The 15,224-nt window shown below is 37.8% G+C and carries 17 protein-coding genes; 12 read left to right on the top strand and 5 right to left on the bottom strand.

The features are described from left to right. The first annotated feature begins 12 nt into the window (after positions 1 to 12). Entirely contained in the window at positions 13 to 627 is a 615-nt protein-coding gene (locus tag F960_RS19235) for an alpha-ketoglutarate-dependent dioxygenase AlkB family protein (RefSeq protein ID WP_004869973.1), read from the top strand. Positions 628 to 689: 62 nt separating this feature from the next. Here the strand turns inward: F960_RS19235 and F960_RS19230 are convergent, their stop codons facing one another. Together F960_RS19230 and F960_RS19225 are read right to left on the bottom strand one after the other, a co-directional pair. Then, complete coding sequence (locus F960_RS19230; RefSeq protein ID WP_004869970.1) at positions 690 to 1,823, bottom strand: winged helix-turn-helix domain-containing protein; 1,134 nt, start codon at positions 1,821 to 1,823, stop codon at positions 690 to 692. 304 nt (positions 1,824 to 2,127) lie between these two features. Further along, the gene (locus F960_RS19225; RefSeq protein ID WP_004869969.1) at positions 2,128 to 2,931 is read right to left on the bottom strand and encodes an IclR family transcriptional regulator; all 804 of its coding nucleotides are present in this window, start codon (positions 2,929 to 2,931) and stop codon (positions 2,128 to 2,130) included. 551 nt (positions 2,932 to 3,482) lie between these two features. Between F960_RS19225 and F960_RS19220 the strand changes: the two genes are divergently transcribed. The 5 genes from F960_RS19220 (at position 3,483) to F960_RS19200 (ending at position 8,528) form a co-directional block, all read left to right on the top strand. After that, positions 3,483 to 5,567 (top strand): FUSC family protein, encoded by a 2,085-nt coding sequence (locus F960_RS19220; RefSeq protein ID WP_004869967.1) that lies wholly within the window; start codon positions 3,483 to 3,485, stop codon positions 5,565 to 5,567. Positions 5,568 to 5,569: 2 nt separating this feature from the next. Next, complete coding sequence (locus tag F960_RS19215) at positions 5,570 to 5,776, top strand: DUF1656 domain-containing protein (protein ID WP_004869965.1); 207 nt, start codon at positions 5,570 to 5,572, stop codon at positions 5,774 to 5,776. 62 nt (positions 5,777 to 5,838) lie between these two features. Further along, on the top strand, positions 5,839 to 6,849 hold the full coding sequence (locus F960_RS19210) for an HlyD family secretion protein (protein WP_004869963.1): 1,011 nt from the start codon (positions 5,839 to 5,841) through the stop codon (positions 6,847 to 6,849). Positions 6,850 to 7,147: 298 nt separating this feature from the next. Then, entirely contained in the window at positions 7,148 to 8,212 is a 1,065-nt protein-coding gene (locus F960_RS19205) for a DNA/RNA non-specific endonuclease (protein ID WP_004869961.1), read from the top strand. A gap of 70 nt (positions 8,213 to 8,282) precedes the next feature. Continuing rightward, entirely contained in the window at positions 8,283 to 8,528 is a 246-nt protein-coding gene (locus tag F960_RS19200; protein ID WP_004869959.1) for a hypothetical protein, read from the top strand. A gap of 91 nt (positions 8,529 to 8,619) precedes the next feature. Here F960_RS19200 and aqpZ read toward each other — a convergent pair whose 3' ends face one another. Together aqpZ and F960_RS19190 are read right to left on the bottom strand one after the other, a co-directional pair. Further along, on the bottom strand, positions 8,620 to 9,306 hold the full coding sequence (aqpZ, locus tag F960_RS19195) for an aquaporin Z (protein WP_004869958.1): 687 nt from the start codon (positions 9,304 to 9,306) through the stop codon (positions 8,620 to 8,622). A 156-nt stretch (positions 9,307 to 9,462) separates the two neighbouring features. Further along, positions 9,463 to 10,476, bottom strand: a complete 1,014-nt coding sequence (locus F960_RS19190; protein WP_004869956.1) for an AraC family transcriptional regulator — start codon at positions 10,474 to 10,476, stop codon at positions 9,463 to 9,465. A 104-nt stretch (positions 10,477 to 10,580) separates the two neighbouring features. Between F960_RS19190 and F960_RS19185 the strand changes: the two genes are divergently transcribed. Further along, positions 10,581 to 11,219 (top strand): sterol desaturase family protein, encoded by a 639-nt coding sequence (locus F960_RS19185; RefSeq protein ID WP_004869955.1) that lies wholly within the window; start codon positions 10,581 to 10,583, stop codon positions 11,217 to 11,219. A 145-nt stretch (positions 11,220 to 11,364) separates the two neighbouring features. Beyond that, the gene (locus tag F960_RS19180) at positions 11,365 to 11,862 is read left to right on the top strand and encodes a GNAT family N-acetyltransferase (protein ID WP_004869953.1); all 498 of its coding nucleotides are present in this window, start codon (positions 11,365 to 11,367) and stop codon (positions 11,860 to 11,862) included. A gap of 113 nt (positions 11,863 to 11,975) precedes the next feature. Here F960_RS19180 and hisF read toward each other — a convergent pair whose 3' ends face one another. Continuing rightward, positions 11,976 to 12,734: an imidazole glycerol phosphate synthase subunit HisF gene (gene hisF, locus F960_RS19175; protein ID WP_004869951.1), complete on the bottom strand. Its 759-nt coding sequence runs from the start codon at positions 12,732 to 12,734 to the stop codon at positions 11,976 to 11,978. A gap of 114 nt (positions 12,735 to 12,848) precedes the next feature. Here hisF and F960_RS19170 point away from each other — a divergent pair, with 114 nt between their 5' ends. Genes F960_RS19170 through F960_RS19155 form a run of 4 tightly spaced genes read left to right on the top strand, consistent with a single transcriptional unit; the run spans position 12,849 to position 15,224 of the window. Continuing rightward, complete coding sequence (locus F960_RS19170; RefSeq protein WP_004869949.1) at positions 12,849 to 13,796, top strand: homoserine kinase; 948 nt, start codon at positions 12,849 to 12,851, stop codon at positions 13,794 to 13,796. 9 nt (positions 13,797 to 13,805) lie between these two features. Continuing rightward, on the top strand, positions 13,806 to 14,441 hold the full coding sequence (locus F960_RS19165) for a DUF1294 domain-containing protein (protein WP_004869947.1): 636 nt from the start codon (positions 13,806 to 13,808) through the stop codon (positions 14,439 to 14,441). A 28-nt stretch (positions 14,442 to 14,469) separates the two neighbouring features. After that, the gene (locus F960_RS19160; protein WP_004869945.1) at positions 14,470 to 14,853 is read left to right on the top strand and encodes a DUF4870 family protein; all 384 of its coding nucleotides are present in this window, start codon (positions 14,470 to 14,472) and stop codon (positions 14,851 to 14,853) included. 47 nt (positions 14,854 to 14,900) lie between these two features. Further along, positions 14,901 to 15,224 carry an antibiotic biosynthesis monooxygenase family protein gene (locus tag F960_RS19155; RefSeq protein ID WP_004869943.1) on the top strand — a complete coding sequence of 108 codons (324 nt, stop codon included), beginning with the start codon at positions 14,901 to 14,903 and terminating at the stop codon, positions 15,222 to 15,224.

Below are 15,224 nucleotides of genomic sequence, written 5' to 3'. Positions count from 1 at the left end.
TAATGATTTTCGATGAACCTTGAACTTTTTGAACCAGAAGCGCATGACAATCTTTTGCCATGTGATGGTGTTGTTCAAGATTTTGGTTTGATTTTAAATCAACAAGATTCACAGAAATATTTACGTTATTTTTTGCACAATCTGGCATGGCAAAATGATGAAGTTTTTTTGCATGGTCAGCATTATATTACCGAGCGCAAAGTGGTGTGGTATGGCGATGCCGATTATCAATACCATTATTCCGGTGTAGAAAAACAGGCGCAGATCTGGAATCCAGCATTATTTAGATTGAAAACTCATATAGAACAACTGACGGGGCAGGTTTTCAATTCGTGTCTCGCCAATCTGTATGAAAATGGCATGCAAGGCGTAGGCTGGCATAGTGATGATGAGCCAAGTTTGGGACAACAAGCAGTCATAGCGTCTTTGAGTTTTGGCGCAACCCGAAAGTTTAGTTTTAAGCATAAATTCAAATCGGAAAAAGTTGATCTGCTGTTGCAGAGTGGTCAATTGATCGTGATGAAAGGTACGACGCAACTTTATTGGAAACATATGATTGCCAAATCAACCAAGATTATAGAGCCACGGATCAATTTAACTTTTCGATATTTTTATGCGCCTGAGTAAAAAGTTTGAATTCAAAAATATTTTCTAAGTTTTAAAATGATTTTCCTCTCAAAATTTTAAATTCAAAGTCCTTCGACATGTAGACAGGCATTAAATTTGGCAAAATTCAGCAGCTCATTTTTTAATTCCAATAGAAACTGTTCTCGATCAATTTCAGTATTTTGTATGTGTAGACTGACAACCTCTAAGGTTTGTTGTGCTCGATGTGCTTTACAATCAATCAACCCAACAATCTGTTCTTTATATAAAATAGGCAAACAAAAATAACCAAAAATGCGTTTATCTTTAGGGACATAACATTCGATACGATAATCAAAATCAAATAAATGACTTAATCTTTCGCGATGGATGACCAGATTATCAAAAGGGGAAAGTAGTTTAAGTGCAGGTTGCGCAGTACTTTGCTCGTTGAAAAGTTCAGGATCCACATAGAGAATTTGTCCATTTTCAAGTTTGATGACTTCAATGTTTTTCGCATCGAGATTTGCGTTTAAGGTTGCTTGCATGGCATCACGGATTTTTTTGCCTGTTTTTAAATGAATCAACTGTTTCCAAGTAAACACGCCGTGCGCTCTACGTGTCGTTTCAAATAAATATTCGGCATATTCTTGTAAATTTGGAATAGATAAATTGATCTGATTTGGCAAACAGTTTTCTGTCAAATCATAGGTTTTTTCCATGCCATTGCGTTCACAAATCATGATCTCACCTTGCATGAAAAGTTGCTGCAATGAGCGTCGACCAGCACCAGAATTCCACCATTGACCTTTGCTAATCTTATGTTCTGGATCAATATCCCTTAAACGCAGTTTTCCATCAGAACGCATTCGCGCCACAATTTCCTGCATCAATTTTGTATCGCCATTTTTAAAATAACGAAATTCTTGATCTCTAACGGCATGCATTTGTGGCAGGGCAAATCGATAATCTCGCATTGGCAAATACGCTGCTGCATGAAACCAATACTCAAAAATCTGCTGTTTAGCGACCAGTGTATTTAAATGCTCCAATTGATAGTCGGGCACTCTATTCCATAAAATATGATGGTGCGCGCGTTCAATGACAGAAATGGTATCAATCTGCACATATCCCAACTGCTCAATTGCTTGTTGAGTACCCGTCAAGCCTGCTGAAAATAAGCTATTTTGATTTAAGCCTTGGTTTTTTAGGGTAATTCTTCTTAAATAATCGGTCATAAATCGTCGCTGATCATCATTTTTATGCTTTTATCTTAATAGAATCTGCGCTGATTTTGTGTTGGATATGCTGTTTATTTGCAAAAATGAGATGGAATTGGACTGAAAAAATATTTGTTGCAAGCAAAAGACTTTCTGCTAGGCAATAAAAAAGCTCATGGTCACGCATGAGCTTTTCTACTCTGAGGGGGATTGCCTTCGTAAAAACAATTCCTATGGTATGTATTGCCGAAGAACGAGAATCATATTATGAGAATATGATTTAAATTTCAATATTTAAAAATGTAACTCATTATTAGAATTATCATTTAAATAAGCTAATATTATTGAATTCAGCAAGTTGATCACTTTCAGAAAGTGCAAGGAAACGCTTTTCGATTTGGCTAGCATTTTCTTGTAGCGTTTCGATCAATTTATCCAAATTGACAAATTCAAAGCGATTTTTCGATGCCAATACTGTCAGCGCCAAAGGTGCTTCTTTGCTTGAAAATTTAATAGGCACAGAAAGACCTGAAACATTTGGATCTAACTCGCCTTGTGAGAAATAGAACCCTTGTTTTTTGATTTTTTTCATACGAGTAATAAAGCTTTCTTCATCTGTCGCAAAACCCACTTCAATCAATTGATTGTGGAAGCGTGAGTAATAATCATGGATTCGCTGTTTAGGCAAATGTGCCATGATGACTTTAGGTGATGACCCCATAAAAACAGGACGAGGACAACCACGACCATAAGAAAGCAAAGTTTCATCACGATAAACTTCGTGGTGAATATCAATACAATAATCACGGTTTAAGTGTGTCAATAAACAGCAAAGTTCTGTACGTTCAGAAATTTCCTGCATAAATGGTTTGCTGATACGAACCAAAGGATCTGTCGTACGTGAAATATAATCCAATACCGCAATTTTGGGACCTAAAGTATAGTCACCTGATGTACCGCTTAAACGTTGTAAAATATCGGCTGAAACCAATTCTTTGAGATAACGATAGCTAGTTGGTTTCGATAGACCGAGCTCATCACAGATCACGTCGACATTGATGACTGGCCGTGACACCGAAAATAAATCTAAAACGGTGAGGATTTTGCCGAAACTAGAAAGAGCCATGATTTACCTACTCAACCATTGGGAACTAAAAAAATAAACTTTATATAAAGGATTGTTGTTATTTCAACAAATAAGTTGCTAGCAAATAACATGAAATGTCAACAACCTCTTTTATAACAAATTGTTTGAGGCTTTGCAGAGAAAATTTTATGAAACTAGCAATAAGTCTCATATTTAATAAAAAGTACTGCTTTTAATCGAAAATTATATAAAAAGGATAACAATACTCATTTAAATCTAAATAAATTATCAAATAAAGATATTTTTGTTGACTAATTGTGCATTTTTTGAAAAAATTAACAGATTAAATATCCAATGGTGAATGTTTGGTTGATTAAAATTAGCTAAAATTTAACCATTTTTGTTGTTTTCACAACATTTCCTTAAACAAAGTTTTTTTATTGGATCGAATTTTTTAAATTTTCGATGAAAACTTTGTCAGCTTCAATATATGATTTATGTGACGCTATTTGCATTTTGTAAATGGCGTAGTTTTAGTCTTTTCAAAAAAGACCCAGGCAATCTGAAATGAGTACTATCGAGAATCATCCATGTTATTAACAAAACAGCTATTGGCTTTTAGACCCAATAAAATGGATTGGATTTTTGCGATTAAAACTTTTATCGCAGGTATGCTGGCGATTTTTGTTTCTTTTGAATTGAATATGAGTTATCCGATTTGGGCGGTCGGCACAGTTTTTGTGATCGCAAACCCTTATTCGGGTATGACGGCTTCAAAAAGTATTTATCGTTTGCTTGGTACTTTGTTTGGTGCAATTTTTGCTGTTGCGGTTACGCCACATTTTATCAATACGCCGTGGCTTTTTGTTTTGATCTTGGCGACTTGGGTAGCATTTTGTTTATATGTGTCTTTGCTAGATCGGACGCCGCGCAGTTATGTCACCATGTTGGCAGGCTATACCGCGGTCATTATTTGTTTTAACCAAGTCTATTATGTCGATACGGTTTCTATTTTTGACATGGCTCTGGGTCGTTTTTTGGAAATCTCGATTGGGGTGGTGTGTAGTGCGATCGTCACAACAACGATTTTTCCATTGCATTTGGGACCTGTGGTACAAACCCGTGTCGGCAAAACCATGCAAGACACCAAAAAAGTTTTTGATCTGATTTTATCGGATCAAAAACATCAAGATAATTACACGCAATTATTAGCACATATTGCACGTGATACTTCAGATATTCATACCATGGCGGTGCATTTGAGTTATGAGAAATCAAAATTCAAAGGCATGACCAAACCTTTGCAAGAATTGTTGCATCAAGTCACGATGTTGGTTGCCAATTTGGTCGCGATGTCTGAAAGGATGAAACAGTTAGATGAAATTGATTTGGGGTATCGTGCTTATCTTTCTCAATTTCATGATGAAGTCGCTGAATTTATTTCAGATGAACATGATATTCGTGAAGATGAACTGAAACTGTTACCAGCACAGTTTGAGCAAAAATTTGCAGTGATCATGCGACATGCCAAACCTGAACAGCAAGTGATGTTGGGTAGTCTGAAAATGGATATTCGCCATTTCATACTCAATGTACGGGCAGTGAAACTGATTTGGCAACGTATGCTCAATGGTGATATGAGCTTGCCTGAGTCGATTTCGCCTTTGACCACCAATTATCCAAGTTTGCATCGTGATTATGGTGTTGCTGTTCGTGGTGGGATTTCTGCATTTATTACCATTTTTATCAGTAGTGCGATCTGGATCTTAAGTGGTTGGAAATCTGGATTTATGCTTGCAGAAATGGCGGCGATCAGTGCTTGTATTATGACAGCGCTGGATAATCCTGTTCCTGCGCTAAAAATGTTTATTCGTGCCAATATTTATGCGGCATTTATCGTGTTTATTTATGCTTATGGCATTTTCCCTCATGTGACTTCATTTTGGGAAATGGCATTGGTTTTGGCTCCATTTTTGATCTTCTGTTTATTGCTTTACCCACATCCACCTTTGACAGGTTTAGGCTTGCCTTTGATTATGGGGGCGACTATGGGATTGAATATTCAAAATCGCTTTTCATTGGATCAAATCGCCTTTTTTGATATGTCGATTGGTACGATTATTGGACCGATTATCTCAGTTTGTGTGGTGCATATGGTACGGGCAATGTCGCCAGATATGACAGCACAACGCATGCTGTCCTCACATTATAAAGCGATGCGTGAATCGATTTGGATGATTTATGGCACAGCTTACCGAACTCATTTACGCAGTATGTTGGATCGAATTGGTGTTTTAAATACAAAAGAAGTGCAATCTGTTGCTTTGAAAGCCGAAATTAATAATGCACTTATAGAATCTAGTGCAGTGATTGATTTCACACGTTTACAGGAACTTTCAGATAAATTGTCAAATGAATCGCCATTGGTTGTGCAAATTGCAGAATTACAGCTTTCATTGGACTCTTGGTTTAAAGAACGTGCCAAAGGCAATATTGATAAAGAAGATTATGAACAAGTATTGAATGCGCTTGATCGAATTGCAGCGTCAGCTTTGACGATCGGTGATGAAGATATTCGCCATCGAATTCAGATCTCGGTCAACAATATTCGTAACAGTATTTGCCATGACGGAAAAGACATTTTAAATGATTCAGCATTATTGGTAGGAGCATAGACGTGGGCGAATTTAATATTTATGGCGTTTATGTTCCTGTATTTTTGATACAGGCGATTTTGGCTTATGTCTTGCTGAAAATCGTTTCAATCGGAACAGATAAAATAATCGAAAAGGGCTGGATTGCATTACCTAGCATTTTCAATTTATGCCTTTACATTATTTTATTGTGGTTCATGCATTGGTTGTTTGTTTTGATATTTAGTTAATGTTTGGTATTTGTGGATCATTCTGCAAAGCCTAATTTTTTGATGATGAGATAGGTTGAAAAATGAAAAATTTTGATGCGCGTAAAGCCATTAGACCCGTGGTATTGACGGTTGCAGCAGTTCTTGCGATCGTTTGCGTTGTGCATTTATGGAATTATTACAATTCTGAGCCGTGGACTCGTGATGGACGTGTCCGTGGTGATGTGATTCAAGTCTCTTCAGATGTGGCTGGTTTGGTCACTGAAGTTTTGGTGCAAGATAACCAAAATGTGAAAAAAGGTCAGCCTTTATTTAAAATAGACGTGGCACGTCAGACACTTGATGTTGAACAAGCAAAATCAGATTTGGCAAAAGCTGAATCAGGTTTAGCTGAAGCACAAGCTGCACTTTCTCAAGCCAAAGCCAACAAAATCAAATCAGAAGCAAATACTAAACTTGCAGATCGAACAGCAACACGTTATCGAGATTTGATGGATGGTGCGATTTCAAAACAAGAGCAAGATCAAGTGTTTGCGACACGTGATCAGTCTCATGCAGAAGAAAAACAATTGGGTGCTGCGATAGAACAAGCTGAAGCAACGATTATCCAGCAAAAAGCTTTGATCAAAGTTGCCCAAAGCAATTTACATCTTGCTGAATTGAATATGAATCGTTCTGAAGTGCTTGCACCTGCGGATGGTTCGCTTTCAAACTTTGATCTACGTGTGGGTAATTATGTGAAAATAGGTGACCCAGTCGCAGCTTTGGTTGACCGTAGACAGCTTTATGTTGTGGGTTATTTTGAAGAAACCAAACTCAATAAAATCCAGTTAGGCGATCCTGCTACAGTTCAGTTGATGGGTGATTCACAAAAAATCAAAGGTCATGTGCAAGGTATCGCATCAGGGATCGAAGATCGTGAACGTACAACATCTTCAGGCTTACTTGCCAACGTCAATCCTACATTTAGTTGGGTACGTTTGGCGCAGCGTGTTCCTGTGAAAATTATGTTAGATGAAGTTCCACATAATGAATTGGCATTTGTTGCAGGTCGTACTGCTACAGTTCATATTTTGGAACGTGATAAAAAATAAGATTTAAACTATCTCATCAAAAAAGCCCATTTTTAAAATGGGCTTTTTTTTGCCTACTCAATTTTATCTGACAACGCAATTCGGTTGTGAAATGTCAACAACCCCAAGCTTTTGACATTTTAGAAATGAAACCTTTGTCTTTTAAAACTAAACGACAGACTGTGTCGTTATATGCTTTCAATTTAAACCAATATTGCCTAGGCTTTAATCATCTGAAATATCTGCATATATCATTTTTATTTGGAATTGATATGCTGATTTGCTCGAAAAGTTTGCATTTTAGAAAACACCATTGTGGGTGATTTTCGCTTGGGATTTCGCATTGAAAAGTAATTTTGTAAAATTGGGATTGGCCCTGACAGCTATTGGAAGTTTTGCCTTTGCATTCGCCCAAGAAAAACTGGCGCAATATATTCCAAGTTTACAATTGACTGCTTCAAACCCAAGTTGCTTAAAACAGTTTTACAAATCAGCACCACCATTTTTAGCCAAAGAAAGCTTAAGTAAAAATAATTATCCGCTTTGCTATAACGGCTTTACAGTGATGTATTCAGGGGTATCTAAAACCCCACTTTGGTCAGCAGAATATTTAAACCCTGAGCGCTTGAGCCAGAAAATTAAACGTGAAGATAGCTTCCATCCAGAGGAGCGTATAGCAGCAGGTCATCGGGCAGAATTGAGCGATTATCGCGGTTCTGGTTATGATCGTGGGCACATGTCACCAAATGGAGATATGCCAGATAAAAAATCACAACATGACAGCTTTTCATTGGCAAATATGGTGCCACAAGCCCCTAAAAATAATCAGCAAGTTTGGCGTGAGTTAGAAGAGGCGACACGTGCTATCGTCAATAAACATAAACACGACGTGTATGTGGTGACAGGTCCAGTATTTTCAGGTAAAAAATTAAAAACCATTGGTAATGGCGTGATCGTGCCGACTGCGGTTTTTAAAGCAGTCTATATCCCCAAAGAAGGTGTGGTGGGGGCTTATCTGGCACCCAATGATAGCTCTTTGCATGTCAATCTGATCAGCGTTTGTGAGCTTGAAGACTTGGTGGGAATGAACATATTTCCAGAGTTAACTGATGAGCAAAAACGCAATGTCTATCGTCTGCCACTGACTGCAGCACAGGTTAAAGCCAATAAGAAAATTGATTATTTACAGTGGGATGGAAAAAGTCAGTGTGCTGTGGATGTGAGTTCAGAGCAGATTTTGGCAACACAAAAACAGTTCAAATCTCAAAAAATGACTTCAGCGAGTCAAGAGACTTTACCTAAAATTGATAGCAATACCCAAGATGCCTTGGTTAAGCAGTTGGTTCAGGCTTTGCTACAATATATTTTACAATTCGTGAAATAACCTATCTCGTAATTGTGTTTTAATCATGCCCAGAATAACGCTGAAACACAAAAAAGTAGAGGATAACAATATGTTTAAAGCATTTGAGAATGATGAACAATCGACGCAAATCTATGATCTGACCATAGAAAATCAAACGGATTGCATCAATATTTATGGCAATTTACAAATTAGTCATGATCAAGTTGGATTGCAGGCAGCAAAAGCTTTACAAGCGATTCTCAATGATGCGGTAAAAGCGTTGGAAGAAGCGCAAAATTTGCCAGAAAAAATCCAAGTTCGAAATACTAAAGAAATCGAAAATCCATTTTTATAAATCTAAAGCCAGCGTATATGCCCCCAATACTAAAATTAGGGGCATAGCATATAAAACCATTAGATCGGTCTGATTTAGATCCGATTAGTGCTTATGTTTCCTCAGCAATTCCCTTATAAATCAGTGCACCAATAATCGCTCCAACTATAGGTGCCACCCAAAATAACCAAAGTTGTCCCAATGCCGCCGTTTCAGCAAATAAAGCCACGCCTGTACTACGCGCTGGGTTAACCGAGGTATTGGTCACTGGAATACTAATCAAGTGAATCAGTGTTAAGGCTAAACCAATGGCGATAGGCGCAAAGCCTGCAGGCGCACGCCGGTCAGTTGAACCCATGATCACAATCAAAAAGACCGCTGTTAAAATGATTTCGATCAGCAAAGCTGACATTAAATTGTATTTGCCAGGAGATAAATCGCCATAACCGTTGCTGGCAAAAGCATGCGTACCGCTAAAACCGTCTTGACCTTGTACGATGAGATAGAGTGCGAAAGCTGCAATGATTGCACCGATCACTTGAGCAATAATATAAGGAACAAGATCTTTGCTGTTGAACCGACCACCGACCCAAAGTCCAACGCTGACAGCAGGGTTGAAATGCCCACCAGAAATGTGACCAAAAGCATAGGCACCTGTTAATACAGTTAAACCAAATGCAAGCGCCACACCTGCAAAACCTATTCCCAATTCTGGAAATGCCGCTGCGAGAACAGCACTTCCACACCCACCGAACACAAGCCAAAAAGTTCCGAGTAATTCTGCGATGTATTTGTTCATCTTCAAAAATTCCGTATTGTTTTTCTAAAAAAGAGAGAAATTAAAAATGCGTGCCTACTTTTAAAAGCACATATAGATTTTAATCAAAAAAAATAAAAAATGTATGACAAATTTATTAAAAACAATTACTTAAAATATAATATATTTCACTATAGTTTAATTTTTGATGTAGTGACTGTGGTCTTGACGCCATTGTTGAGGTGTCATGCCTGTCCAAAGTTTAAAGGCACGTTGGAATGCGCTTTGTTCAGAGTAACAAAGTAATAGCGCAATTTCTTTTAAGCTGAGATGTGGATCGTCTAGGTATTGTTTTGCCAGCAACAATCGAACTTCTTGGGTACGTTGTTGATAGGTACTATTTTGGCTTTGTAAATGCTTTTGTAGACGTCGAACAGACATATTCAGTACATCAGCAATCGCCTCAATTTGATAATGATTGGTTTGCAGACCTTTTAAGATCGCTTGCTGAAGGCGCTCATCCAATTGAGTGGTATTGGGTAGCTTTTCTAACAAGGCTTGAGCTTGCTGTTTGAGTAAAAGCTGTAGTGTTTGATCGCCTTGTTGAATCGGTTTATTTAACTCTGAACTTGGAAAGAAAAGTTCAGTACGCGCTTGTGAAAAACGGACTTTACACTTGAAGTAACGTTCATAGATCATGACATCTTTGGGTGCTGCATGTGAAAAGTGAACTTCGTGGAGCTGAATATCTAAAAAGCCCAAGAAACGTTTTAAAAACTGAACCATCAAGGCGATGGCAATTTCATTGGTCACTTGAGTGGTCAATTCTACAGGTAGATCTTCCCAACGAATCGATAGATATTGCTGATTATTTTCAACTTTTAATGGAGAACCATCGTAGATTAAACGATGAAAATCATAATAACGATTGAGTGCTTCACCAATCGAATCACAAGACATGGCGATATAAGCGATGATGCCTAAATGTTTTGGCTCAACATATTCTGCAATTTCAAGACCAAGCGCAGGGCGTTGATATTGTTGATCAATATCCGTCAAAATTTCACGCCAAGTTGAATAATCAAAACGCTCAAGGTTTTGTACTTGTTGTAATTTTTTTGAAATAACCAGCCCTTTCGCCTGACAAAAGGCAAATAATAAATGTCCTAAGCCGCCGTAGACCGATCCTGTATAGTCTTTAAGTGAGATCATCCTGAATATTTTTGTTGTCGTGAATTGTCAATGATATAAATCATTATGGTCAATCCTAAAAAAAAATGAAAGCCTATATTTGAAAATAAGAAAGGAGAAAAATGATGCTAAAAGGTTTTCTTGTCGGGCTCGTCTTTGCCAATGGATTTGAATGGGTCGCACATAAATATATATTGCATGGTACACATCGCACTGGTAAACCACGTTATAGTCCTGTGCCTGATAGTATGAAATCGCATTGGGAACATCATCGTGAAGTGCGTAAAACAGCATTTCATGATCATGGTTATGTTGAGGGATTTTCAAATTGGCGCACCCGAAATGAAGTGATTTCTTTGGCTGTGGTAGCTGGAGCGGCCAGTTTAATTTTCTATCCAATTTCTAAGGGAATGGTGGCAGCTTCACTTTATAGTGCTTGTAATTATTATTATATCCATCGCCGTGCACATCTTGAACCTGATTGGGCAAAGAAGAAAATTCCTTGGCACTATGATCATCATATGAATAGCAATCAAGATGCGAACTGGTGTGTAACCAAGCCGTGGTTTGACTATATTTTAGGGACGCGTGTGATTTCATCCAATGATTTGCAAGAGCAAAATCCTTTGGGTGTGACCTTGCCAAAACCTGTTGCTGCATGGTTATCGCGTACAGTAGAAAAGCATTTTCCAGCGAAATGGGTTGAACATACGCCGAAATTGGTTGAAAAAGAAACCAATATGAACCCTGAGGAAGCGGCTTGATGGGTTGAAACCTTGAAAGTTAATATAGTAAAGGATACCAAAAACCTCGTCTAAACATACGAGGTTTGACTATATGAATGTAGAGTCGAGTATTTTGTTTATGTTAGATTAAGTTAATTTTAGTGAAACTAAACTATAGAATTTTATGCAAATATGTTATTTAGCACATTTGACATCCAATGATGTTCCTAGCTTAGTCAGATTATATACAGATCCAATTACTAGGAAATATTTAGGGGGTGCACTAGAAAACTCTAAAGCTATAACCCGCGCATTTTCATGTATTCAAACTCCACGAATTTTACCAATCTGGTCAATTAGATCAACTACGGATCACCGTTTTTTAGGAACTATTTCTCTAGATTTTCACCACGATGGTCTTGATATAGAAGTATCATATGAACTACTTCCTGAAAGTATGGGTAAAGGATATGCCACACAGGCTCTTAGTTTTGTTTTATCCTATTCGTTCAATAAATTAAATCTCAAAAAAATAATTGCTGAAACTCAAACTAGTAATAAAGCATCTATAAAACTATTAAAACGAATCGGAATGAGTTTCGAAAAGAATGTCAAACGTTATGATTCAGATCAAAGTATTTATTCCATTACTAATGATCAATATTTAAATAAAATATTTTGATCCTATCTAACTAATAGTTTCATACGAAATATCTAAACTCATTAAATATTTCGTATATTTCAAATGAATTATCCAATATTGCTAAAATAACAATCCTTAGATGATGCGTCGTATTAAAGACGCATTTCAATACCTTGATCAGCTAAGTACTGCTTCGCTTCAGGAATACTGTATTGACCAAAATGGAAAATACTTGCCGCTAATACAGCATCAGCACCGCCTTTTAAAATACCATCTGCCAAATGTTGTAAATTACCTACACCACCTGAAGCAATCGTAGGAATCGTCACACGATCATTGATATTGCGCATGAGCTCAAGATCATAACCTGCTTTAGTCCCATCGGCATCCATACTGGTCACCAAGAGTTCACCTGCACCGTAGTCTGCCATTTTTACAGCCCATTCAATGGCATCAATCCCTGTGGGTTTACGACCACCGTGAGTGAAAATTTCCCATTTATTATCGCCTGTTTTTTTGGCATCAATCGCAACAACGATACATTGTGCACCAAAACGGCTAGAGGCTTCTTGAACAAATTCTGGTTGGAAAACGGCTGCTGAGTTGATACTGACTTTGTCAGCGCCTGCATTGAGCAATAAACGAATATCTTCGACTTTACGCACGCCACCGCCAACAGTGAGCGGTACGAAAACGCTTTCTGCCATACGTTCAACAGTTCGATAAGTCGTATCACGACCACTCGAAGTCGCAGTGATATCTAAAAAGGTAATTTCGTCAGCACCTTGTTCGTTATAACGACGGGCAACTTCTACGGGATCACCTGCGTCACGGATATCAAGAAATTTGACACCTTTTACCACTCGACCATTATCAACGTCTAAACAAGGAATAATTCGTTTCGCAAGCATAATTTTTTTCCAAAAATAACAGCCGATTAAGAAAGTTCTTAACCAAGGTGCTACACCTCGATAGTTTTCGGGGGTATTCTATCAAACTTATGCAGTTTTTTTCGCAGGTTTTCTATGTCGGTTTATACCTCTTTGAGTTTAGATGAAGTTCAAGCATTTGCTAAGCCTTATGGTTTAAAGGTTTTGGAGCTTGTGCCCATTCAAGGGGGGATTCAAAACACCAATTATTTTATGGTCTGTGAAGATCAACAATATGTTTTGACCGTGTTTGAAGAAATGAATCAAGAACAAGCTGGCGAATTGGTGCCAGTGTTGGATCATTTGTCCGCACATGGTGTGCCTGTGGCTGTACCTTTAAAACATTCTGGGCAGGCGATTCATTTTATTGCCAACAAACCAGCACAAATCGCACCACGAGTTTTAGGTTCGCATCCTGAAAGTACCAGTATCGAGCAAGTTCAAGCTATTGCGAAAGCGCAAGCACAGTTGCATGTGGCATTGCAGGATTTTCCTTTGCAGCGCCATTACAACCGCAATCATAGCTATTGGAAACAAGTGGCGCATGATCTAAAACTGAAAATGGATCAGGATGATGCTGAGCTTTTAGAACAGGTTTTAACTTTATTTCAAAATAAGAAAAATCAATATCCTGATCGACCAACGGGTTTTATCCACTCTGATCTTTTTAGAGACAATACCTTGTTTAATGGCGATCAATTGCAGGGGATTTTGGATTTTTACGAACTGAATAAAGACGAATTTTTATTTGATATCGCTATTACGACCAATGATTTTTGTACGGATTATCCAGATGTCAGTTTGAATATGGACAAAGCCAAAGCTTATCTTGATGCTTACCAAAGTATTCGTCAATTGACCTCGGATGAATTGGCATGCGTTGATATTTATCTTGCGATTGCTGCGTGTCGTTTTTGGTTAATGCGTTTAGGGATCGCGATTAAAAACCGTGAGCAGGGTCGTACAGGCGATGATATTTTGCAGAAAAATCCTATAGAAATGCGTAATATGCTCGAAGAGCGCTTAAAATACGTGACAAATTAGGAGAATATAATGCGCGATCAAGGTCGTTTAGTTGAATGGTTTGATGAAAAGGGTTATGGATTTATTCAACCAAATGATCGAAAAAAAGATCGGGTATTTTTACATATCAAAGATTTTGCCCGTCCAGGACCTCGTCCTATCGAAGGATGTGCGCTTGAATATCAAGTTAGCATCGACGGGCAGGGGCGACATCGTGCCAGCCAAGTTCGTTATTTAAAAGCCTCTGAAACAGCGATTACGATTGACGCAAAAAAATCTGAAAATTCACGTCACAAATCAAGTGATCATGCATTGAAACCAATGCAGATATTGATTGTCATTTACATCATTTCTTTGGGTGTATTGACGGCTATGGGCTGGCTCAATGGTATGACACTGCTGTTTATCGTTATGATGAATGTCATGACCTACTGGTTTTATGCGCAGGATAAAGAGAGTGCAACACTCGGAAAACGCCGTGTTCCAGAGCAAACTTTGCATGTATTGGCATTTTTAGGCGGATGGCCAGCGGCTTGGCTTGCACAGCAACGCTTACGACATAAAACACAAAAGCAACCCTTTCGTAAAATCTATTTTTGTACAATAGTCTTTAATATTTTATTGATTTTATGGCTTATTTCTCCTTTGAATGTCTTAAAATTTTAAGGAGAAATGACGAAAATAGGAATAGCACATGAATTATCAACAAGATTCTTCTAATAAAACACTGACTTTTGCACTCTATATCCTATATATCGTAGCGATTTTTTCTGCGGGAATTTTGGCAATTATTGCTTTAATTATCAACTATGTAAAAATGAATGATGTTCGTGGAACGATTTATGAAAGCCATTTTAAATGGCAAATCAATACCTTTTGGTGGTACTTGATTTGGAATGTGATTGCATTTATTCCATTCATATTTTTGTTCTTTACCCTTGATGATGGAGTTAGATTTACCAGTGTTGCATTTGGTGCGACAGTTTTTTGTATTGCTGTCGTTGGCTTGTCTTGGGTCTGGATTGTTTATCGTGCGATTCGAGGCTTGATTGCTTTAAATGACAATCAGGCGGTTTAAGATGCTGATTTAACATGCTTTAGGTTTAATTTTTAGGTGTGACTGCAATGATTATTGAACATGTATATTTAACGATTAAACCTGAGCAAAGTCAGTCTTTTCAACAGGCATTTTCTCAAGCCAAACAAGTTATTGCACCGATGCAGGGTTTAAATGCGGTGCAACTTATTAAGCATCTTACAGATGAACATCGCTATATTTTACTTATTTTTTGGGATCGTCTAGAGGATCATACACAGGGTTTTAGACAGTCCGAAGCCTACCAAGAATGGAAAGCGTTGTTGCATCATTTTTATGACCCATTTCCAACGGTTGAGTACTATGAGCCGTGTATGTTTATGAAAATCAAAGAACCACCTCTGGCTAAATGA

Source organism: Acinetobacter gerneri DSM 14967 = CIP 107464 = MTCC 9824, assembly GCF_000368565.1.
Taxonomy (GTDB): domain Bacteria; phylum Pseudomonadota; class Gammaproteobacteria; order Pseudomonadales; family Moraxellaceae; genus Acinetobacter; species Acinetobacter gerneri.
The sequence above is the reverse complement of the archived record's forward strand: the minus strand, read 5'-3'. Positions and strand labels throughout refer to the sequence as shown.